18 protein-coding genes and 3 pseudogenes are annotated in these 20135 nt (G+C 68.4%); 9 read left to right on the top strand and 12 right to left on the bottom strand.

What is annotated here, in order from left to right; all coding sequences use genetic code 11:
- Window positions 1-285: 285 nt before the first annotated feature.
- From ABZU69_RS30860 to ygiD, 4 genes are all read right to left on the bottom strand, one after another.
- On the bottom strand, window positions 286-1842 hold the full coding sequence (locus ABZU69_RS30860; protein ID WP_354967830.1) for a hypothetical protein: 1557 nt from the start codon (window positions 1840-1842) through the stop codon (window positions 286-288).
- A 347-nt stretch (window positions 1843-2189) separates the two neighbouring features.
- Complete coding sequence (locus ABZU69_RS30855; RefSeq protein ID WP_354967829.1) at window positions 2190-2393, bottom strand: hypothetical protein; 204 nt, start codon at window positions 2391-2393, stop codon at window positions 2190-2192.
- 18 nt (window positions 2394-2411) lie between these two features.
- Entirely contained in the window at window positions 2412-2705 is a 294-nt protein-coding gene (locus ABZU69_RS30850; protein ID WP_354967828.1) for a hypothetical protein, read from the bottom strand.
- Between the two features lie 490 nt (window positions 2706-3195).
- Window positions 3196-4074 carry a 4,5-DOPA dioxygenase extradiol gene (gene ygiD / locus ABZU69_RS30845; RefSeq protein ID WP_354967827.1) on the bottom strand — a complete coding sequence of 293 codons (879 nt, stop codon included), beginning with the start codon at window positions 4072-4074 and terminating at the stop codon, window positions 3196-3198.
- A gap of 231 nt (window positions 4075-4305) precedes the next feature.
- On the opposite strand from ygiD, the gene ABZU69_RS30840 reads away from it, so the two are divergent.
- Complete coding sequence (locus tag ABZU69_RS30840; RefSeq protein WP_354967826.1) at window positions 4306-4602, top strand: MerR family DNA-binding transcriptional regulator; 297 nt, start codon at window positions 4306-4308, stop codon at window positions 4600-4602.
- Here the strand turns inward: ABZU69_RS30840 and ABZU69_RS30835 are convergent.
- Window positions 4529-4916: pseudogene (locus ABZU69_RS30835) on the bottom strand (transposase); the annotation flags it as partial. The gene ABZU69_RS30840 and the pseudogene ABZU69_RS30835 overlap by 74 nt on opposite strands.
- 397 nt (window positions 4917-5313) lie before the next feature.
- Between ABZU69_RS30835 and ABZU69_RS30830 the strand changes: the two are divergent.
- Window positions 5314-6438 carry a TIGR03118 family protein gene (locus ABZU69_RS30830; RefSeq protein ID WP_354967825.1) on the top strand — a complete coding sequence of 375 codons (1125 nt, stop codon included), beginning with the start codon at window positions 5314-5316 and terminating at the stop codon, window positions 6436-6438.
- 318 nt (window positions 6439-6756) lie between these two features.
- Here the strand turns inward: ABZU69_RS30830 and ABZU69_RS30825 are convergent.
- The 7 genes and pseudogenes from ABZU69_RS30825 to ABZU69_RS30795 form a co-directional block, all read right to left on the bottom strand.
- Window positions 6757-6987 (bottom strand): annotated as a pseudogene (locus tag ABZU69_RS30825) (ISAs1 family transposase); the annotation flags it as partial.
- A 134-nt stretch (window positions 6988-7121) separates the two neighbouring features.
- A pseudogene (locus ABZU69_RS30820) lies at window positions 7122-7787 on the bottom strand (ISAs1 family transposase); the annotation flags it as partial.
- A 475-nt stretch (window positions 7788-8262) separates the two neighbouring features.
- A complete protein-coding gene (locus ABZU69_RS30815; protein WP_354967824.1) occupies window positions 8263-8943 on the bottom strand; it encodes a YdcF family protein in 681 nt (226 codons plus the stop codon).
- 16 nt (window positions 8944-8959) lie between these two features.
- Window positions 8960-9166, bottom strand: coding sequence for a hypothetical protein (locus ABZU69_RS30810; RefSeq protein WP_354967823.1), 207 nt, complete (start codon window positions 9164-9166; stop codon window positions 8960-8962).
- Between the two features lie 345 nt (window positions 9167-9511).
- Entirely contained in the window at window positions 9512-9739 is a 228-nt protein-coding gene (locus ABZU69_RS30805; protein ID WP_354967822.1) for a hypothetical protein, read from the bottom strand.
- A gap of 102 nt (window positions 9740-9841) precedes the next feature.
- Complete coding sequence (locus ABZU69_RS30800) at window positions 9842-10513, bottom strand: response regulator (protein WP_354967821.1); 672 nt, start codon at window positions 10511-10513, stop codon at window positions 9842-9844.
- Window positions 10510-12177 carry an ATP-binding protein gene (locus ABZU69_RS30795; protein ID WP_354967820.1) on the bottom strand — a complete coding sequence of 556 codons (1668 nt, stop codon included), beginning with the start codon at window positions 12175-12177 and terminating at the stop codon, window positions 10510-10512. Before ABZU69_RS30795 ends, ABZU69_RS30800 begins: the two co-directional genes overlap by 4 nt.
- Before the next feature lie 99 nt (window positions 12178-12276).
- On the opposite strand from ABZU69_RS30795, the gene ABZU69_RS30790 reads away from it, so the two are divergent.
- The 7 genes from ABZU69_RS30790 to ABZU69_RS30760 form a co-directional block, all read left to right on the top strand.
- Window positions 12277-13284, top strand: coding sequence for a tripartite tricarboxylate transporter substrate binding protein (locus ABZU69_RS30790; protein WP_354967819.1), 1008 nt, complete (start codon window positions 12277-12279; stop codon window positions 13282-13284).
- 5 nt (window positions 13285-13289) lie between these two features.
- The gene (locus tag ABZU69_RS30785; RefSeq protein ID WP_354967818.1) at window positions 13290-14018 is read left to right on the top strand and encodes a tripartite tricarboxylate transporter TctB family protein; all 729 of its coding nucleotides are present in this window, start codon (window positions 13290-13292) and stop codon (window positions 14016-14018) included.
- On the top strand, window positions 14018-15520 hold the full coding sequence (locus ABZU69_RS30780; RefSeq protein WP_354967817.1) for a tripartite tricarboxylate transporter permease: 1503 nt from the start codon (window positions 14018-14020) through the stop codon (window positions 15518-15520). The genes ABZU69_RS30785 and ABZU69_RS30780 overlap by 1 nt, the downstream gene beginning before the upstream one ends.
- A gap of 78 nt (window positions 15521-15598) precedes the next feature.
- Window positions 15599-15916 carry a universal stress protein gene (locus tag ABZU69_RS30775; protein WP_354967816.1) on the top strand — a complete coding sequence of 106 codons (318 nt, stop codon included), beginning with the start codon at window positions 15599-15601 and terminating at the stop codon, window positions 15914-15916.
- A gap of 157 nt (window positions 15917-16073) precedes the next feature.
- Window positions 16074-16556: a ribonuclease E activity regulator RraA gene (rraA, locus tag ABZU69_RS30770; RefSeq protein WP_354967815.1), complete on the top strand. Its 483-nt coding sequence runs from the start codon at window positions 16074-16076 to the stop codon at window positions 16554-16556.
- A 643-nt stretch (window positions 16557-17199) separates the two neighbouring features.
- Window positions 17200-19695, top strand: a complete 2496-nt coding sequence (locus ABZU69_RS30765; RefSeq protein ID WP_354967814.1) for a low temperature requirement protein A — start codon at window positions 17200-17202, stop codon at window positions 19693-19695.
- Window positions 19696-19827: 132 nt separating this feature from the next.
- The coding region (locus ABZU69_RS30760) for a helix-turn-helix domain-containing protein (RefSeq protein WP_354967813.1) at window positions 19828-20135 on the top strand (308 nt) is incomplete at its 3' end.

The raw sequence follows: 20135 nt of genomic DNA, 5'->3' as shown, positions 1-20135 counted from the left end.
GATCGGTTCTTGCCCGAAAATCAACCCGCTAGGGGCGACAATCAGCAGGTGGACAAAGTAATCGCGGTGCTCACCGGTTACCGCCGGGCCTCGTCCTGGCCCTGGTGCTCGTGTTGCCGGCCCTGGAGTCCTCGACCCTGCTCGGGCTGGTCGTACCGGGCGAGACGGCGATCCTGATCGGCGGGCTGGCAGCGCACGCCGCAGGGCCGCTGCGGGCCTTGGTGTTCGCGGCGGCGCTCGAAACGCTGCACCGGATCGTGCGGTGCGGTGTCGTCGTGGCATGTGTCAGGACTGGCAGCCCACCGGCTGGAACAGGGCGTCAGAGCGGGCCTGCGTCCGCCACATCGGGTTCAGTCTCAGCGGGAGGGCTGGGGCTTGCCACGCTACGAAGAAGTCCAGTCGGGCGCGGCGGTAGCGATGCAGCTGTGGGTCGACCGGTGGCTGGCCGTTGAGGAAGGCGCCGATGGCGCGCTGCACGGATGGCCGATTGGTGAGCTGGCCGTGGATACCGCTGGCCTCGAGTAGGGGGATCTGCGGAACGCTCCGTCCCGAGGGCGGGAGGACTATCGTTTCGATGGTCGGCAGGAACGCGATTGTCGTTACCCCAGGCACCGGACAGAGCAGGTGGTTGCGAAACAGCGGCGCGTTGTCCAGAAGTGAACGCAGGAACGGCTGGTCCGGGGCGCCCGAGCTGGCTCCGCCGGGCACTGCGAGCAAGGTGCGTATCAACCAGCCGGTAGCGATTCCCCACCCGCTTTCGGCGTCCGGCGGTGGGTAGTAGGTGCGGCCGGCCCGGATCAACGGGTCGGTGAGGACGGCGCTTGTCACCGCCGGCTTCCGCAGTCGGCGGAGGTAGTAGTGGACGACCATTGCCCCTTCGCTCTCTCCGACAAGTGCCACCCGGCGGCCTGTAATGGCATGGGCCCGGTCCACCTGCTCGGCAAGGAGGCGGGCGCTGTCGACGATCGACTGATGGGTGTCGACGGGTCCGTACGGCCGAGCCCGGCCGTCGGCATCGATGCCCCGGTAGGAGAAGCGGATCACCGGTCCGGTCGGTGGCGCGGGATCACCGGGGTAGGCGGAGTTGAAGCCAGCAAGGTAGATCACAGCCTGGGGTACGGCAGGTAGGTCGGGCAGCGACGATGCCGGTACGGGCCGCTTGCTGCTGACCCGCGTCGTGGCAATATCGACGGCATACAAACAGCCGACTGCCAGGACGGCGACGAGCGGAGCTACCGGCGCCAGTCGCCAGTGCACTGGCTTCTGACGGAGGGCGGCGTGGACCATTTGTCGCCAAAGTAGACCATTGATCGCGCCTACCGCGCCTGCCGTTGCCACCACGCTCCAGCCTGGAGTGGCAGCCACTGCGGCGCCACCCACGGTGAGCAACGTGAAGGTCAGCAGCGACCAGCCGGCCAGTCGGAGCGTGGGTAGGCCACGCCACCAGTCGGGCACGATTCCGCCGCGGGCAACGAGCGGGGCCAGGATCAGCACTGGCAGCAGTTCGAGGAACAGGATCCCGGCCAACGCGAATTGGGCGGTGGCAACCGCGACCGCGGCCCAGGGCAGCAGAATCACGGCGATGAACACGGCGAAGAGCAGGCTACGTCCGATGAGCCGGCGTAGTGGCGGCCGCGGGATTGCCGTGGGCCAGGCAAGCGCGACGCATCCAGCGCAGAACAGCCCTCGTACGATGACCGCGCAGGCCAGCCCGATGCCGAAACTGAACCAGCTGTCGTGGTAGACCAATACCCAACGCAGGTCGTGGAACATGCCGTACGGCCAGATAGTGGCGAATTGAGGTGCGATCGCCCTGGTGCGTTCGAAGCCGGCCGCGTTCATCGCCCTGCCTCCGCCGCTGCCGCCAAGGTGGTCAATGCGAGAAGTGGGAGTAGCCGTGCTGATCGCATCACACACCTCGCTGTTCGGCCCAAACTTGGCGTCGCCGGGTACCCGCTTCCCTGCAGGACATCCCTCCGATTTCGACGGCGGTACCTGCGCGGTGGTGTGACTGGTAAGTCCGAGCGTGTTCTCCGTCCAATGGATGGGACACCAGTGACGGGCAGGAGGACCGGCCGGTTCGGGTGGAGCAGCCCGCGCCCGCGGACGTGGGCTGGGCTCTCCCCGTGCGTCGGATCGGCTCCACGGCCCCGGCGTTGTTCGGGAAGGTCCGGTTTGATCACGGTTTGTTAGATGCCGTAGACGGCGAAGGCATCGGTGCGGTCGTGTAGGTCGCGGCGGGCATGGGCGATGTTGGCGCGTCCGGCGAGGCGGAAGGTGTTGAGGGTCAGGTTGCGGAAGCTGGCCAGGGCTCGTGGCGCGGCAACGGTCCTGGGCTGGGAATCGGCTTCTCGAAAGGTCACGTCCCGGGTCCAGTGCAGACGTTTCTCCACGGACCAATGCCCCCGGGGTTAGGCGTTGAGGTGGTGCGGGCTGGCCAGGTCGGCGTTCAGGCTGACGATGCCGTGGATGATTTCTTTGCTCGTGCGGATGCCGTCGAGTCCGCCGGTGTCGCGGCGTAGTCGGAAGACTTGCCGGGCGCCGGGGAACAGGCTGTCGTCGCAGCGTGCGACCCGTAGGGTTCGGCGTTCGTTACGCCCGTGTCCCCGGTCCTCGTCGATGCTCATGTGGTCGGCGTACTCGGTGTCGGTGCCGGACAGCAGTGCTTGGGCGGCCTGGTAGGTGAGCGGCTGGTTCCCCTTCAAGATCAGCATGTAGTGGGCGCCGGGTGGCCCGGTGATCAGGGAGCAGGCGGAAGAAGGCCAGTCATGATTCCCACCATTACGTGGCAGCCTAAGAGACGTCTCGTAACCCCGGTGTCTGTCCGTTGGGGATGATCATCGAGGATGTTGTGGTGCAGGTGAGAGCACGCCGAACGCCACCGCGAACCCCAGCTGCGCCGCGAACACCAACGGCAGCGATCCCAGCGCCGCGAACGTACCGGCCAGTACCAGACCCGCCGAAGTGTCAACCCCCTGGAAGCGTGGAGGGTTGTTTAAGGGTGAGTCAGCTGCGGGCGCTACTCGGCGACGGTTGGCGCGGGGTTGACCGGCCGGGCCGGCGACGTGCACGGTCTCGTTGCCGTCGGCGACGGCACGGACGGCGGCGGCCCGGGGCCGGGTCGGCGCTTCCCGGGTGGATCTGGTCAGGCCGCGCGCCGGTGCCACGGATTGCGGTACAGCGGCCGGCCAGGGGTCAGATGTTGGAGCCGTCGGGTGGGAGGTCGGCGGGCGGTTGTGAGGATCCGCCGTCACCGGCGTTGGGGCAGGACAGGCCGAGGGTGTAGGCCGTCATCGACAATGACCCGTAGGCGTAGCCGTCGACGAGAACTTCGGTGTCGGATGCTTCGGTGGCGCCGGCGAGGCCGGCTAGGTAGAGCGCGGGGATGAAGTGGTCTGCTGTCGGTACGGCGTTGCCGAAGTCGCGGTGGGCGTCGAGTGTCGCGAACTCGGTCGGGTCGGTCAGCATGCGTGACTTGGCGTCTTCGTCGAAGCGCTGTGCCCAGTCATAGCCGTCGTCGGTGAGCTTCCAGTTCATCCCGCGCAGGTTGTGCACGATGTTGCCGCTGGCGACGATGAGCACTCCGCGCTGCCGCAGTGGGGCGAGTTTGGCGCCGAGCTGAAGGTGGTAGTCGAACGGCTTGTCGGCGTTGACGCTGAGCTGCACGACGGGAATCGAGGCGTCGGGAAAGGCATGCGTCAGCACTGACCAGGTGCCGTGATCGATGCCCCAGCTGTCGACGTCGGCGCCGACCCAGGTCGGATGAACGACATCACTGACCTCTGCGGCCAGCTCGGGCAGCCCGGGCGCTGGGTACTGCACCTCGAACAGTGCCAGCGGGAAGCCATAGAAGTCGTGGATGGTCCGCGGTCTGGGCATCGCCGTGACGGCGGTGGCGTTGATATACCAGTGCGCGCTGATCACCAGGATGGCGCGTGGGCGGGGTACCGCCGCGCCGAAGGCTTTCCATGCGGTGGTGTAGCGGTTGACCTCGAGGGCGTTCATCGGGTTGCCGTGGCCGATAAACGCTGCGGGCATCAGTGCGTCTGAGGCGTTGAGGTTGTCTGCGGGCACGTCGGGCCCTCCTCGGGTCGCGGTTTCATCCGACGGCGGGGCGTCGCTTGCAGGCAGGCCATCAGCGTAGTGCGGACGGCCTGTCGGCTACCGCACTTCGGCTTCGTCCTTGTCGTAGCGGTTCACCTTGACCGCGACCGGCGGGCAGCTCGCCTTGGACGTAGCGGTGCCGGCGGGTCACGTCGACGTACTCGACGCTCTCGCCGCACGCGCCGGGCTCCAGGACGTCGCGTGAAGCCGGGGTTGCGGTCGGGGCAGGTAGCGGAGGCGGCGGCGGTGAACCAGCAGACGCTGCGCTACTACGAGCGGCGAGGTCTGGTGGCCGAGCCAGATCGGACGTTGGGTGGGCACCGGCTCTACCCGCCAGAGACTGCCACGATCCTGCGGGTGATCAAGACCGCGCAGCGGCTCGGGAACACCTGGACGAGGTCGCCGGGTGGTTCTGCCTGCAGATCCCCCTTTTCCTGGCCCCTGCAGCGTGCTGGTGAGCGCGGGCGCTGGTCGAGTCCACGGACACGTCCCAGGTAATCCGTCCGGCCGCATCAGCGAGGGCCTGCAGGGCGGTAAGCACCTTCTTCCAGGTCTTGTCACGCTGCCACCTGCGGAACAGGGCATACATCGCCGACCAGGACCCGTACTGCGGTGGCACGTCCCCGCCACGGGGCACCTACTCGGATGCGCCACCGGATCCCGTCGATCAACTGCCACCTGCTCCGCAACGACAATCGACCCGGCCCCTTCGGCGCTGGCAGCAACGGCTCCAGCACCGCCCACTGCACGTCGATCAGGTCGAACCGCTCGTCGCGTCGCGGGAGACCAGTTCGCAGGTCGTCCACCAGCATCGCGGCGCCGACCCTGATTCCGTACGGCAGGATCTGCCCGCTGCGTGCAGGCACCCGCAGCCGGCGGCCGGCCCAGCAGCGGCTCGCCGTGCCAGCCCAGCGCGGACGAGTCGAACCGGTCACGGACCACGCCGACGGCGGCGTCGAGTCGGTGCCCAGGGTCACACCCGTCCGGGTACAAAACGGGCCCAACATCGCAAAAGCGACCGACCGCTGCCGACGTTGTGGGAATGTTTCATGTACTAGGCACTAGTTGGCGCCCCAATGAGGGAAATGGCTGCGTGTCATCCGTTTCCGGAGGCCAGCGGTGCCTAGAGCGTCTGTATCCCCAATATGGCGACCCGTCGGGTTTGCCACCGGACCAGGCTTGGAAACTTGCCTATGGAAGGAGCGTCAGGTGATCAGAAGGCATGGGCGGCTGTGGACCGTCGCGGCTGTGGTAAGCGCAGCGGTGGCGGTCACTGCCACGGCGGCAATGGGAGATGGGGGCGGTCACGACCGTGCGGGGAGCGAGGACCGCGGCGGACACCACGCGGGCGACCCGCGGTTCAAAGTGATCAACCAGGTCTCCGATCAGGAAGAACGAGATCCCGCGGTCGTCGACCCGGACGCTGTCAACTCGTGGGGGCTGGCCCTGGGGCCGACGACACCGCTGTGGGTGGCCAACAACGGCACGAACACCGCCACCGTCTATCGTGGCGGAGTCGACGGGGCCCCGGTCGAGAAGGTCGACCTCACCGTTGACATCCCCGGCGGCGCGCCGACCGGGGCGGTGTTTAACGACACCGACGGCTTCGAGGTGCCCGGGCCGGGCGGTGACGAACCGGCACGCTTCATCTTCGTCAGCGAGGGCGGTGACATCACCGCTTGGAACCCGAACGCGGAAACCACGGCGGTCGTGGTGGCGCACACGAACCGTGCGATCTACAAGGGTGTGACCCTACTGAAGACCGACGTCGGCAGTTTCCTGCTCGCCGCCGACTTCCACAACGCACGCATCGATGTGTTCGACGAAAACTTCGACAAGGCGGACCTGCCGGACTCCCTCTTCCGGGACACGAACATCCCCGACGGGTTCGCGCCGTTCAACGTGCTGGCGGTAGGCGAACGGGTCTACGTCACCTATGCAAAGCAGGATGCGGACGCTGAGGACGACGTGAAAGGCCCCGGTCTCGGTTTCGTCAACCTGTTCACCGACTTCGGGACGGAGGTTCGGCGGATCGCCAGCGAGGGCACGCTGAACGCACCGTGGGGTCTCGCCATCGCGTCGGAAGGCTTCGGCGAGTTCACCGGCGACTTGCTGGTCGGCAACTTTGGCGACGGCCGGATCAACGTGTTCGACGGCAAGGAATTCGAGGGCCAACTGCGGGACGAGGACGGCAAGACGATCGCCATCGACGGTCTGTGGGCGCTCCTGCCGGGCACCGAAACCACCGGTGGTGAAGAGACTCTGTGGTTCAGTGCCGGGCCGGACGACGAGCAGCACGGACTGGTTGGTCAGTTGATCCCAACGACCAAGTAACTGCCGCGGATCCGCCGCGCCCCGAGCTTCGCGGGGCGCGGCGTACCGCTGTTCCGGCCCCGCCGGGTACCGCCGGTACGGTCTATTCGGACCGTCGCCACCCCGCCGAGCACACGGTCGAGTTGGCGATTGAGCCTGGCCCAATCGCAGGGTCATTGCGTTGTCGGGTAATCGCTGGTCACCGCGGTGATGAGGTCGTGTGGGCGGCGGTTGGCGCGGGCGATGTTGGTGTCGGCCGTTGGTGCGGTGGTAGCCGATCGAGGTGTTACGCAGGGTGGCGAGGACGGCAGGTCCGGTGCCGGTTCGGGCCTGGTGGAGATCTTCACGGAAAGTGACGTCGCGGACGTGGTGGACCAGGTTTTCGAGGTGCCATTCGAGGCGGGTCCAGTGCTGCAGGTCGGCGGGTTGGGCCTGGTCGGCGGGTAGGGACACCGTGTAGTAGGCGGTTTCGCGGCTGGTCTTGCCGTTGCTGGTGGTGCGGGTGCGGGTGATCCGGACGGCCTGCTGGGCGTGGGGAAACCTGATTCCGCCGGGGGTGGCGACGGTGATGGCTTTGACGGTGCGGGTCTCGTGGCGGCCGTGGCCGGTGTCGCGGCGGCGGTCGGGACGTCTGGCCAGGGCAGGTGCTTGAGCTGCTTGAACAGGGTGGTTTGGTTGCCTTTGGTCGGGATCATCAGGTGGGCGTCGCGGGCGGCGATCTCGTCGGCGTGGGCGGTCTGGGTGTGCAGGGCTTCGGCGATGAACAGCAGGCCGGTCAGGCTGCCCAGCACGGTCTCGACCGCGTCGAGCAGCGGCTTGAACGCGGGGATTTCGTTGCTCTTCGCGGTGATGGTGACCTGGGCCAGGACGATGCCGGTGCTGGTGTCCAGAGCGGAGAGCAGGTGAACCTGGCCGCCGTTGCGGCGGCGGGCACCACGTAGGGTCTTGCCGTCCACGGCGATCACCGTCCGATACCTGCATGGCAGGGGTGTGACCGGCCGGGCGCGGACCTTCAGCCAGCCCGCGAGGACGGTGGATAGCAGCTGATCGTCGAGGCGGGTCAGCAACCGCCATACGGTCGTACCCGCGGGCACCTGACGACTGAAGCCAGGCCGGTCGCGGGCCTGCTCGTCCAGATCATGCAGCCAGTCGGTGATCGCGGCGAACGACGACGCGCCCGCCAGGACGGCGCACACCGCGACCGCGAGCAGGCCCGACAGCGGGTAACGCACTCCACGTGGATCTCGAGGATCCGGGACCGCCGCCGAGGCGTGAAGCAGTCCCGTTGTCTCACTCTCAGTGACCAACCGTGGTGGGGTGTCAGGGCTGCCGGCGAGGCCGGACAGTGCGGGGATCGGGCATGATGACATCGGCGGGTGAGATCCTCGGGGTCGTGAAGCGTAGAGAACTCCATGATCACCGACGCGACCTCACCCGCTCTTCCTGCCTCCACAGAGGCCACTCATCCCATGGATTCCCCAGCTCAGGGCACCCGCCGACCGACTACGCAATCACCCTGGACCGCCCCTGCCTTGCAAAGAGCCGTCGGTCATCACGCATGCTTGTCGGCCGGCTTGGCTGCGCCAATGGCTGCGCAGCCAAGCGTTCTCGCGCCCTTGCATCCGCCCCCGCTTGGGCTACATGATCCGCTCACCGCGAATGGGGAGGAGGCCCTCGCCGCCCTCCTGAACGCGGAGGTCATAGGGCCCGACCAGGTGCGCTACCACCAGCTCTCTCGCGACCTCGTCCGGGACGTCCTCACCCGCCCCCGGCCACCCCGACTGGCTGTCCAACTCAGCGAACGGATGGGCGTCCGGTCGCAAGGACCTCGCTGGTAGCTGGGGCTCAGATCAGCCGGGTCGTATAGCCGGCCGCCACCAGGCGACCAAAGGCCGCCTGCACCTCGTCCAGCATCTCCTGCGGAATCGCGAATCCACGCTCCGCGTACACCTCAATCCTCTGCGTATCACCGACCAGCATGTTCACCACCCGCCGAGGGTCGCCGATGCCGCGCACGTAGTCATCAAGTTCCAGAGGATTCGACGCGCACACCACATCGACCTCCGGCCAGATCAGCTTGCAGGTGGCGTAGGCCCGTCGCTGCTGGTAAGGCCGCGACATGATCAGCACCGACTGCACCGAGATACGCCGTTCACCCAGCAGCTGACGCGAGTGCTCCAGGTTCTCGGCGGTGTTCGTCGCCCGCGGCTCCACGAGAATCGACTCCGCCGGCACGCCCTGCTCGATGGCGTACTCGCTGTAGTGCACCGCTTCTCCGCGCGGGAATCGCTCGATGGTCGTCGGCGCGTTCGCACCGGTGAACACGATCCACGGGAACAGGCCCGCATGAAACAGGCGCGTCGCGATCACCGCGACGCCGAGGTCGTGGCTGCCCAGCCCGATCCCCACGTCGCACGGACGCAACTCGTGGTGCATGTCGTGGTAGCGCCACAACGTCTCCACGTCCGCCCGGATCGCCTCAGGGATCGCCTCGACCGGCGCCGGCGCATGCCGGTTCATCAGCACCTACCAGACAGGGCAGTCACCGGGTCCCCTCGTCAGGCCATCCCAGGGCCACCAGCCCCGTCCTCGCCACCTCCAGTGGAACGACGGCGGACACCGACACGTCCAGCTCACTCAGGTAGACGACCTGCCCCTCGCGCACACTCCGCAGCAGTTCAGGCAGCACGGCCGATACCGGAAAGTTGTCAGGCGTGGCGTAAGTCGGGTCCGCGCTGGGTTCCCTCATACCGCCAGCGTAGAGGTAAGGAGGCAGCAGGGCGGCGCTGACTCCACGCACCAGATCCACTGGTCGAGACGAGGCCGTTGGCGGCGAGCCAAGAAGCACCGGCGCGTCCGCCCGTCAGACGTGAGCGCATGTCCACGGTCACAGCACCGCGTCCGCCATCGGCCGGAACGGTCCCACCGCTCCCGAGCACCCAGCCATCGCCAAGGATACGAGAATGGCTCTGGCCGGTGGCGAAATTCTGGCGGGCGTAGCAGCAGGAGATGTCGTTCGCAGTCACGGTGATCAGCCCGGCCTGGGTGAGCCGGCCGGCGGCGGCGGCGGTGACCAACGCGCCACTGAACACCTCTACCCCGAGATGGTCGGTCGCGGTGTCCCCGAGTGCCCTCCCGGATCCGCCGCCTGCCTGCGTTTCTGGTCGGCGACCATGCGGGCGTAGATGACGTTGGACAGTCGCCGTTTCAGCGCGCGCATGGCTTCCATGCTCCGTACTTTGTGCCAGCGAACCGGCCTCGGCATCAGGCGCAGGGCCGGCAGCAACCACCACCACCACTGCGCGGCGTCGAGGTCGACCACGTCTCTGTCTACCGTTGGGTGCAGCCGTTCACCCCGCGCTGCTGGCCGACGCCGCCCGATTCGGCCGGCACTCACCAGGCGACAGGCCGCCCGCAGCGGCCGTCAGCCGACCCAGCTGTAGCGGCGTTCCGGCCGGCCGGCCGCGCCGTAGCGCAGCGTCACCGCCGCCCGCCCGGTACCCGAGAAGTGCTCCAGGTAGCGACGGGCGCTGACTCGGGAGACTCCCACCCGGTTCGCGCATTCTGCTGCCGAGAGGGTGCCGGAGTTCTCCCGAAGTGCGCGTTCCACCAGCTCCGCGGTCTCGATGCTGAGACCCCGGGGCAGGGCGGAGGTGACGTGCGAGCTGCTGCGGGACAGCACCCGGTCCACGTCGGCCTGGTCGCTTACCACGGCCGCACGCAGCGAGTTTCGCCGTGCGGCGTACTGCTCCAGCCGGGTGCGCAGCTCGTCGAACCCGAAGGGCTTGAGCAGGTAGTTGACCGCGCCGTAGCGGACCGCCCGGCGGACCGCCTCGGCCTCCCGGGCGGCGCTGATCACCAGGATGTCGCAGTCGTGCCGTGCGGCGCGCAGCCGGGTCACCACGTCGAGGCCGAACATGTCCGGCAGGTAAAGGTCGAGCAGCACCAGGTCGGGCCGGAACTCGTCGACCGCGGCGACGGCCTGCTCGCCGGTGCCCGCGGTACCGACCACCCGGAACCCGTCCATCCGCTCGACGAACCCCCGGTGGATTCGGGCGACCATGAAGTCATCGTCGACGACCAGGACGTCGATCAACGAACTCCCTCCAGCATGGTGGCTACCGACATCCGGGCGGTGAACATCGCGCCCTCCTCGGTGTTCGTCACCGCGATTTCCCCGCCGCGCCGGTTGCAGACCAGCCGAGTGAGCGCCAGCCCGATACCGCGCTCGCCGCCCTGCGCCGCCTTCGTGGTGAAGCCTTGGGTGAAGACCTCCTGGGCCAGCTCCGGGGCGATCCCCGGCCCCGAGTCCCGGACGATGATCTCCACGGACGAGGCGTCCTGGCGCAGCTCAACCTCCACCCAGGCCGGTCCGTCCGCCGCACCGGTGCCGCCGCCGGCCGGGCCGGCGTCCCTGCCGGCGGCGACGGCATCCACGGCGTTGTCGACCAGGTTGCCCAGCACCGTGGCGACGTCCGCGGTGATCTCCGGCTCCATCCGCTCCAGGCTGGTCCGTTCGGAGACCCGCAGCTCCACCCGACGCTCGGCGGCCACCGCGGATTTCGCCATCAGCAGCGCGGCGACCGCGGTGTCGTGGATCCGGCTGGTCACGGTCAGGTCGAGCGACGCCCGGTGCCGGCTCAGCGCGTCCACGTACCGGACCACCTCGTCGTGTTCGCCGATCTGGATCAGCCCGGAGATGGTGTGCAGCTGATTGGCGAACTCGTGGGTCTGCGCGCGGAGCAGCTCCGCGGTGCTGCGGAATGACCCGATCTCCCGTTCCAACCGGGCCAGCTCGGTGCGGTCCCGCAGCGTGGTCACCGAACCGAGCCGGCGACCGTCCTTGTTGACCGTCATCCGGTTCATCACCAGCACCCGGCCGGCGCGGACGACGACCTCGTCGCGGGCCTCCGGACCGTCGCTGGTGCCGGCCAGCACGTCCCGCAGCCGGCCGGAGATGCGCAGGTCGGCGAGGCTGCGCCCGAGGCAGTGCTCGGGCAGGTCGAGCAGCCGCCGCCCGACGGCGTTCACCAGGGTGATCCGCAGTTGCGGGTCCAGCGCGATGACGCCCTCGGCGATGCCGTGCAGCAGCGCCTCTCGGTGCTCCGCCAGCCCGGCGATCTCTCGCGGCTCCAGGCCCAGGGTCTGCCGCTTGATCCGCCGGGCCAGCAGCCAGGACCCGACCACCCCGAGAGCGCTGGCGATGCCGAGATAGGTGAAGAGGTAGGAGGAGGCGCCGACCATTCGCTCTGACCAAGTCGGTGAGGCCTCACCGATCACCACGGCACCCAGGTAGCGGCCGAGGTTTTCCTTGCGGTCGCCGAGCACCGGAACCTGGGCCACCAGTTCCCGCGATCCGTCGACCTCCAGCTCGCCGAACCAGCTACGGCCGTCGGTTACTCGGGGATCGCCTAGCACTACCGCGGCGCCCACCAGGGTGGGGTTGGTGGAGCTGACCACCCGGCCGCGAGCGTCGGCGACGCTGACCGTGGTCACGGCGGCCTCGGTCCGCACGTTCTGCACCAGCGGCGCGATCGTCTCCGCCGGCGCCGGCTGGGTGAGGCGGTCGCGCAGCAGCCGGTTGCCGGCGAGCTGCTCGCCGAGGGCGGCGACGCGGCGGCCCTCCACCCGGTTGAAGGTCGCCGCCGACTGAGCCAGGGACACGGCGGCCACGGCCAGCAGCACCACGACGATGATCGCGAGCTGGAGGACCAGCAACTGCCCGGCCAGGGAGCGGCGGCGGGAAGTAATCGCGACCACAAAGACCTCAATTTCCGCTGGTGACAGAAGGCAGACACGGAGTCCGCCCGGAGGCCATCATCTTGCCGCCGGACTCCTTCGAAACGAAAGAGAAACATAATGGCAACTCGGAGAAACGTGCTGGTCATGGGGGTCGCCGCCGCGACGGCGCTGGCGATGGGCGCCTGCGGCGCCACCGCCGGACAGAACGAGGGCGGGTCCGGCGATGACGGAAAGCCGGTCGCCGGCCTGCGGATCATGGTGCCGAACACCCCCGGTGGCGGGTACGACACCACAGCCCGTACCGCCGCCAAGGTGATGGAGGACGCGAAGATCGCCACCGGCGTGCAGGTGTTCAACCTGCCCGGTGCGGGCGGCACCGTTGGCCTCCAGCGGATGGTGAATGAGAAGGGCAACGGCAAGCTCGCCATGCAGATGGGGTTGGGCGTGGTCGGTGCCTCCTACACCTCCAAGTCGTCCGCGACGCTCACCCAGACGACCCCCCTGGCCAAGATGATCGAGGAAGCCGGTGCCATCGTGGTGCCGAAGGATTCGCCGTACAAGACGATCGGCGATCTGGTCGCCGCCTGGAAGAAGGACCCGAAGAAGATTGCCGTCGGCGGCGGTTCCTCGCCGGGCGGCCCGGACCACCTGCTGCCCATGCAGCTCGCCAAGACGGTCGGCATCGACCCGCGCCAGGTCAACTTCGTCTCGTACGACGGCGGCGGTGAACTGCTGCCGGCGGTGCTCGGTGGCAAGGTGGCCTTCGGCGCCAGCGGCTTCGGCGAGTTCCTCGACCAGGTCGAGGCGGGCCAGCTCCGCGTCCTCGCGGTGACCAGCGAGCAGCCGATCGCGGCGCTCAAGGAGGTGCCGACCCTCAAGGCCTCCGGAATCGACCTGGTCTTCACGAACTGGCGCGGCATCGTCGCCCCGCCCGGCATCAGTGACGGCGACAAGAAGGTCTGGATCGACGCGTTGACGAAGATGCACGAGTCCGAGGAGTGGAAGGCCGAGCTGGCCAAGCGGGGCTGGAGCGACGCCTTCGTGACCGGTGACGCCTTCGCCACCTTCCTCACCGAGCAGGACACGTCCGTGGCCGACCTGCTCAAGCAGCTCGGGCTGGCGTGACCGGCATGACGACCCGACCGGACCGGGGCGGCGACCCGCCGCCCCGCCCGGCGGCGCCGGAGGCGAGCGCTTCCGTCGTACCGCCGATCCCGACGCAGCCGACCGCGGAGGCTGCCGATCCGGTGTCTCCCGCAAGGGAAGCCGAGACGACCGCAGAGCGTACGCCGGACCTGCCTGCGGTGGCGCGGCCGTCAGCGGCCGACGACCGGCCGCCGGTTGCGGACGCCCTCCACGGCGCGGCGCGGACGGCGAAGCCGGACCGGGCGCAGTACGGCGTCTGTGCGGTCCTCGCCGTGGTCGGCGCACTGGTCATCGTCGACGCGATCCGGATCGGGCACGCGATCAGCAGCGCCGACCCGATCGGGCCGAAGCCGGTGCCGATCCTGCTCGGCGCACTGCTGCTGGTGGTCGCCGCGATCTACGCGGTGGACGTGGCCCGCGGCGGCGCGGGTGAGCCGGAGGCCGGCGAGGACGTCGACCTGAGCAGCCCGATCGACTGGCGGACGGTCCTCCTGCTGATCGGTGCCTTCCTGGTCAACGCGGTGCTGATCGACCGGCTCGGCTGGGTGATCAGCGGCACCCTGCTGTTCTGGGGTTCGGCATTCGCGCTGGGCAACCGGCACTACATCCGCAACCTGCTGATCGCCGTCGCCCTGTCGCTGATCACCTTCTACACGTTCGCCATCGGGCTGGGTGTCAACCTGCCCGCCGGCGTCCTGCAAGGAATCCTCTGATGGACAATTTCGGCCACCTGCTCGACGGGTTCGCCAATGTGCTGACCCCGATGAACCTGCTGATCGCGCTGCTCGGCGTGACCATCGGCACCGCCGTCGGTGTGCTGCCGGGCATCGGTCCGGCGATGACGGTCGCGCTGCTGCTGCCGGTCACCTACGGGATGGAGCCGACGCAGGCGTTCATCATGTTCGCCGGCATCTTCTACGGCGGCATGTACGGCGGCTCGACCACGTCGATCCTGCTGAACACCCCCGGCGAGTCGTCCTCCGTGGTGACCGCGATCGAGGGCAACAAGATGGCGAAGGCGGGTCGGGCCGCGCAGGCGCTGGCCACCGCCGCGATCGGCTCCTTCGTCGCCGGCACCATCGCCACCCTGCTGCTGGTCGTGGTCACCCCGCCGGTGGTGGCATTCGCGATCAGTCTCGGCGCGCCGGACTACTTCGCGCTGATGCTGCTCTCGTTTGTGGCGGTGACCGCGGTGCTCGGCGCGTCCCGGGTGCGCGGCTTCGCCTCGCTGCTGATCGGCCTGGCCATCGGCGTGATCGGGATCGACCAGACCGGCCAGCAGCGGCTCACCTTCGGTATCCCGCAACTCGCCGACGGCATCGACGTGGTGGTGGTCGCGGTGGGCATCTTCGCCGTCGGCGAGGCGCTCTGGATCGCCGCGCACCTGCGGCGCAAGGCCGCCGAGGTGATCCCGGTGGGCCGCCCCTGGATGGGCCGGCAGGACTGGAAGCGGTCCTGGAAGCCCTGGCTGCGCGGCACCGCGTATGGGTTCCCGTTCGGGGCGCTGCCGGCTGGCGGGGCGGAGATCCCGACCTTCCTGTCATACGCGACCGAAAAGAAACTGTCGAAGCACCCGGAGGAGTTCGGTAAGGGCGCGATTGAGGGTGTCGCGGGGCCGGAGGCGGCCAACAATGCCTCCGCCGCCGGGACGCTGGTGCCCATGCTGGCGATCGGCCTGCCGACCAATGCCACGGCCGCGGTCATGCTGGCTGCCTTTCAGCAGTACGGCATCCAGCCCGGTCCGCTGCTCTTCGAGCGGGAGTCCGGCCTGGTCTGGACCCTGATCGCCAGCCTCTTCGTCGGCAACCTGCTGTTGCTCGTGCTCAATCTGCCGCTCGCGCCCGCTTGGGCCCGGCTGCTGCGGGTTCCGCGGCCGTACCTCTACGCCGGGATCATCTTCTTCGCCTCGATGGGCGCGTACGCGGTCAACGCTCAGCCGTTCGACCTGTTCCTGTTGCTGACCCTCGGCCTGATCGGGTTCGGGATGCGGCGCTTCGGGCTGCCGATCCTGCCGCTGATCGTCGGGGTGATCCTCGGCCCCCGGGCGGAACTTCAGGGCCGGCGGGCGCTGCAGCTCGCCGGTGGCGACCTCTCCGGTCTGCTCGGTGGCTGGGTGTCCTGGCTGATCTACGCCACCGTGCTGGTGGTGCTGCTCTGGCCGCTGCTCGGCCGGTTCCTCGTACGACCGCTTCGTGAAAGGTTGGTGACCGGATGACCGTGCTGGTGGGGTACGTGCCGTCGGAGTTGGGCGAGGCGGTCCTGTGCGCGGCGGTTGAGCAGGCCCGGTTCCGCGATGAGCCGGTGCTCGTGGTCAACACCTCGCGCGGGGGACGCGTACGTCGACCCGCGGTTCGCTCAGGACCACGACCTCGAGCGTGTCCGCCGGGAGCTGACCGGGCTGGGCGTGCGGCACAGCGTCCGGCAGTTGGTGCGGGGCCGTGACGCGGCCGAGGAGATCGTCGAGTTGGCCGAGTCCGAGGACGTGTCGCTGGTGGTGATCGGGATCCGGCACCGGACGCCGGTGGGCAAGCTGATCATGGGCTCCACCGCGCAGGAGATCCTGCTCGGCGCCCGCTGCCCGGTGCTCGCCGTCAAGATCGACGGGGTGTGACGTCTCCTGCCGTCCACGGGGGCACCTTCCCGAACCAGCCGGAGCGGACGGGTGCCCCCGTGCCAGCCTCGAACCGCACCAGCGGCCGTCGCCGCCACCGGCCTACGCCCGTTCACCGCCCCTGAATCCGATACCCGAAGTGAGAGAAGGACGAACCATGCGGACGCCCACCGCGGACCTTTATGACCGGTACATGGACGAACTCGGCTCGTGCGACACGCAGCTGCGCCAGTTCGGCGGCTTCCACGCCTTCCGCGGACCGGCAGTCACCGTGCGGTGCTTTGAGGACAATGCCCTGCTGAAGTCGGTCGTCTCCGCACCGGGTGAGGGGCGGGTGCTGGTGGTGGATGGTGGCGGGTCCGTACACACGGCTCTGATGGGCGACGTGATCGCCGGTATGGCGGCGGAGAACGGCTGGGCGGGTGTGGTGATCAACGGCGCCGTCCGCGATGTCGCTGCCCTGCGCGCCCTTCCGATCGGCATCAAGGCACTCGGCACCAACCCGCGCAAGAGCGCCAAGACCGGGGCCGGCGAGCGGGACGTGCCGGTGGCATTCGGAAACTGCACCTTCGATCCCGGCGCCGCGGTTCACAGTGACGACGACGGTATCGTCGTCCTGCCCTTGGGCCGGCGGGCGTAGGCCTGAAGGGCCAGGTGCCCAGTGACTCGATCATCGGGGCCCCTCCAGTCGGAGCCCTGCTCGACCGCGAGCAGCCCGGCAGCGATCCCCGGGTCAGGGGCGGTTTGTCAGACCGCGGGGGCACATCGCCCTAAGACGGGCAGGATCTTGACCGACCCGACACATCACGATGGACGCCCCGCCGAACGGCACCCGATCCGAGTCGTCTTCCAGAATCACCTGCAGGGCGTCGTCCGACCACGAACCCGATGTCGTCGGTCATTGCTCCTCGTTCACGTCGACGGACGGGGCCTGCGCCCCGCCGTGGGGGATGGTCGCTCAGGCGGCGCGGAGTGCGGCGAAGGACGCCTCGGCCTGCTTGCGCAGCATCGGGTACGAGGTCCTGGACTGGCCGGGGCAGCCCGGCGAGGAGCAGCTCGACCTCGGCCGGCGTGGCGACGGTCGAAGAATCAGCTGCACGTGGGAGAGCTGGACCTGACCTGCGAGGGCTGGAGTTCCCGTCCGAGTCGGATCTGATGTTGCTCGTCTGCGGGGGCGAGCGTTGTCACGTCTGTGCAGGTACCTGGCGGATGCGATCCCGGCCACCTGCAGCCGGCGGACGAAACCCGTCCTCCGGCTCGGACCGGATGGCACAGTGTGAGGAGTGACCAGGGGTCGGTCGGCGTTGCATGTGGCTGCGCGATTCTTCGGAGGCATTCAGCTCTCCACCGGGGGCGTCGGGGTGACCCGGTTGGAGCTGTTCCTCGACCTGGTGTTCGTATACGCGTTCCTGAGCGTGACGGACCTCATGGCGGAGAACTTCCGAATCGAGGGCCTGTTCCAGGGCGTGCTGGTGGTCCTGTTGCTTTGGCGGTGCTGGAGCTCTTACACGTTGCTCGGCAACGTCGTCAGGTTGGACCGGGGATTCATGCGGCCACTCATTTTCGGGGCAGCCGCGACCATCCTGGTGATCGGGATTGCCGCGCCGGTGATCTTCGCCGATCGGCCAGGTGGCCTGTTCGGGCCGTTGATCTTCGTCGTCGCGTTCCTGCTGGCCCAGTTCGGCGCGCTGATGAGTTTGACGTACACCATTTCAGGCGGGACTCGAGGACCCCTTCTACGCGCATGGTTGCCGTTCTCCGGCGGCGCCGTCCTGCTGCTGTGCGGTGCGCTGCTCCCTCTCCACCTGCCGCCGGACGTCGACGATGGGACCGTCCGACTGACCCTCTTCTTCGCCGCCACCGTCGTCGACTTCATCGGCGTGCGCGCGCTCGGCGCGGGCAACTGGCGGATCGCGTCCGTGCCGCACTGGGCCGAGCGGCACCGGCTGATCATGCTCATCGCGCTTGGCGAGACAATCATCTCGATCGGCACCAGCCGTGGCCTCATCGGCGACCCTCCGATCACCTGGTCGGTCATCGGAGGTTCCGCCCTGGGCCTCGTCGTCGTGGCCGTGCTTTGGTGGCGCTACTTCGACATCGCCGGATTCGCCGCGGAGCAGGCGCTGGAGCACCAGCCGACAGCCACCAGATCACGACTGGGCCGGGACGCGTATAGCGTCCTGCACGTTGTCATGATCGTCGGTCTCGTCCTCATCGCGCTGGGGCTCAAACGCGCGTTCAGTTCCGTCGAGCCCGCCACCGCGTACCGGTGGGACCAACTGAGCACGTTCGTCCTCTACGGAGGTGTCCTCTTCTACCTACTCGGTCTGGTGGCGCTCGAGCACCGCACCATCCGCCTGCTGGGTCGTAGCCCGTTGCTGGGGGTCGTCCTGGTGACCGCCTTGGTTCCGGTTGCGGTCCGCCTACCGCCGGTAGGCGCGGTGGGCCTGCTCGCCGCCGTTCTCACCAGCATGGTCCTGGCCGACCTCACCGTCTTCCGCCAGCGGCATCATGTGCTGCACAGGCAGGCGGCGGAGGCGTCGGTCCGCGCCGCCGCTACCGGAGTCACACCAAAGGAACTGTTCCTCGATCTGGTGGTCGTCTACACGTTCATCCAGGTCACCGTGTTGATGACCCGACACCCCACCGGGGTCGGGGTCGCCCAGGCCCTGGCGGTGCTCACCCTGCTCTGGGTCGCCTGGTCCCTTTACACCCAGGTGGGAAACGTCCTTCGCAGCGAGTCCATCCCCGTGCGGTTGAGCGTCCTACTGGTCGTCGCCCTGACCCTGACGATCGGCATCGCCATCCCACAGGCGTTCGACGTGGTACCCGACGGATTGCCCGGCCCGATGATCGTCGTGCTCTGCTATATCGTGCTGCGCGTGCTGCACCTGAGCACGCTTCGGCTGGTCGTCCGCCCGGACCGGCTACCACAGGCCCAACTGCTGCGGGCGAGCATTGCGACCGTGGCGGCGCTCATCCTGCTGTTGCTCGCCTCGCTGGCATCCTCGCGGCCGCATGCCCCCGAAGGGCTGAACCAGCTCGTGGCAAGCCTCTGGCTGATGGCCATCGTCGTCGACCTCGCCGGGGGCTACCTCGTCGTCCGGCAGTTCTGGCGCGTGAGTTCGACCAAGCATTGGACCGACCGGTACGCCCTGATCATCCTTGTCGCACTGGGCGAATCGATCATCTCGGCAGGGGTGGCCGTCTTCGGCCGCGCGATCTCCTGGTCGGTCATCGTCGCCATCGCCACCAGCATGGTCCTACTGGCCACACTCTGGTGGGCGTACTTCGACACGGACGCGATCGTCGGAGAGCGCGTCATGCAAGACCGCACCGGCAACCAGCGGGCCGCGCTGGCCCGCGACGCCTACACCTACCTGCACCTGCCCATGATCGTCGGACTGATACTGCTCGCCTTCGGCCTGCGGAAGACCCTCGACGTGATCAGCGACCCGTCAGGACCAGCGCGCACCCCGCTAGGGCACGCCACCCTCTTCGCCGGAGTGCTCGTCTATCTCCTCGCCAACCAGGCATTCTGGTGGCGCACCCAGCGCGAGATCCGCTGGATCCGGGCCACCGGAATCCTGCTCGTGGCAATCTTCGCGCCGATGACCAGCCCACTGCCACCGCTGTGGGCACTGACCATCCTGACAGCCACCACCGCCGCCGTCATGATGACCGACTCCCACCGCGCCGCCGAGCTACGACGACGGCTACACGAGCCGCCACCATCGAGCATCCTGACCGACGCGCGGCCCGCCAACCCCATCAGGTAACCCGGAGCCATGTCGGAGACCGTCCGGTGCTCGTTGAGGACGTCACGTCTAGTGCCGTGACCACGAACGTTCACGGTGTTGGTTGACACGCCGTCCGGCCTGTCGGTCTGGCGGCGTTGCGGCGGTCAGGCTGTGGCGGTGGCAGATCTTGTACGCGTGCGGCGGCTGAGTGATCAGGAAGGTCAGCAGCTGCTCAGAATCACCCGCCGGGGAACCGGTTCACCAATCCGACTACGTCGGGCGATGGTCGTGCTCGCGTCTGCCGGCGGGAACACGGTGCCGGCGATCGCCCGTCTCGTTCAGGCCGACGAGGACACGATCCGGCAGGTCATCCACCGGTTCAACGAGATGGGGATGGCCAGCCTGGACCCTCAGTGGGCGGGTGGCCGTCCCCGCCAGATCAGTCCTGACGAGGAACAGTTCATCGTCGAGACGGCCAA

Origin of the sequence: Micromonospora sp. NPDC005206, assembly GCF_040608175.1 — a bacterium.
GTDB lineage: Bacteria > Actinomycetota > Actinomycetes > Mycobacteriales > Micromonosporaceae > Micromonospora.
Note: the sequence above shows the minus strand (reverse complement) of the source record. Positions and strands in the feature narration are given on the sequence as shown.

What these genes read in the sequence shown, in the direction of transcription:
- ABZU69_RS30860 (WP_354967830.1), bottom strand. Translation starts at nt 1,842, where the DNA reads ATGAACGCGGCCGGCTTCGAACGCACCAGGGCGATCGCACCTCAATTC.
- ABZU69_RS30810 (WP_354967823.1), bottom strand. Translation starts at nt 9,166, where the DNA reads ATGAGGGAACCCAGCGCGGACCCGACTTACGCCACGCCTGACAACTTT.
- ABZU69_RS30790 (WP_354967819.1), top strand. Translation starts at nt 12,277, where the DNA reads ATGGCAACTCGGAGAAACGTGCTGGTCATGGGGGTCGCCGCCGCGACG.
- ABZU69_RS30785 (WP_354967818.1), top strand. Translation starts at nt 13,290, where the DNA reads ATGACGACCCGACCGGACCGGGGCGGCGACCCGCCGCCCCGCCCGGCG.
- ABZU69_RS30780 (WP_354967817.1), top strand. Translation starts at nt 14,018, where the DNA reads ATGGACAATTTCGGCCACCTGCTCGACGGGTTCGCCAATGTGCTGACC.
- ABZU69_RS30775 (WP_354967816.1), top strand. Translation starts at nt 15,599, where the DNA reads ATGAGCCGGTGCTCGTGGTCAACACCTCGCGCGGGGGACGCGTACGTC.
- rraA (WP_354967815.1), top strand. Translation starts at nt 16,074, where the DNA reads ATGCGGACGCCCACCGCGGACCTTTATGACCGGTACATGGACGAACTC.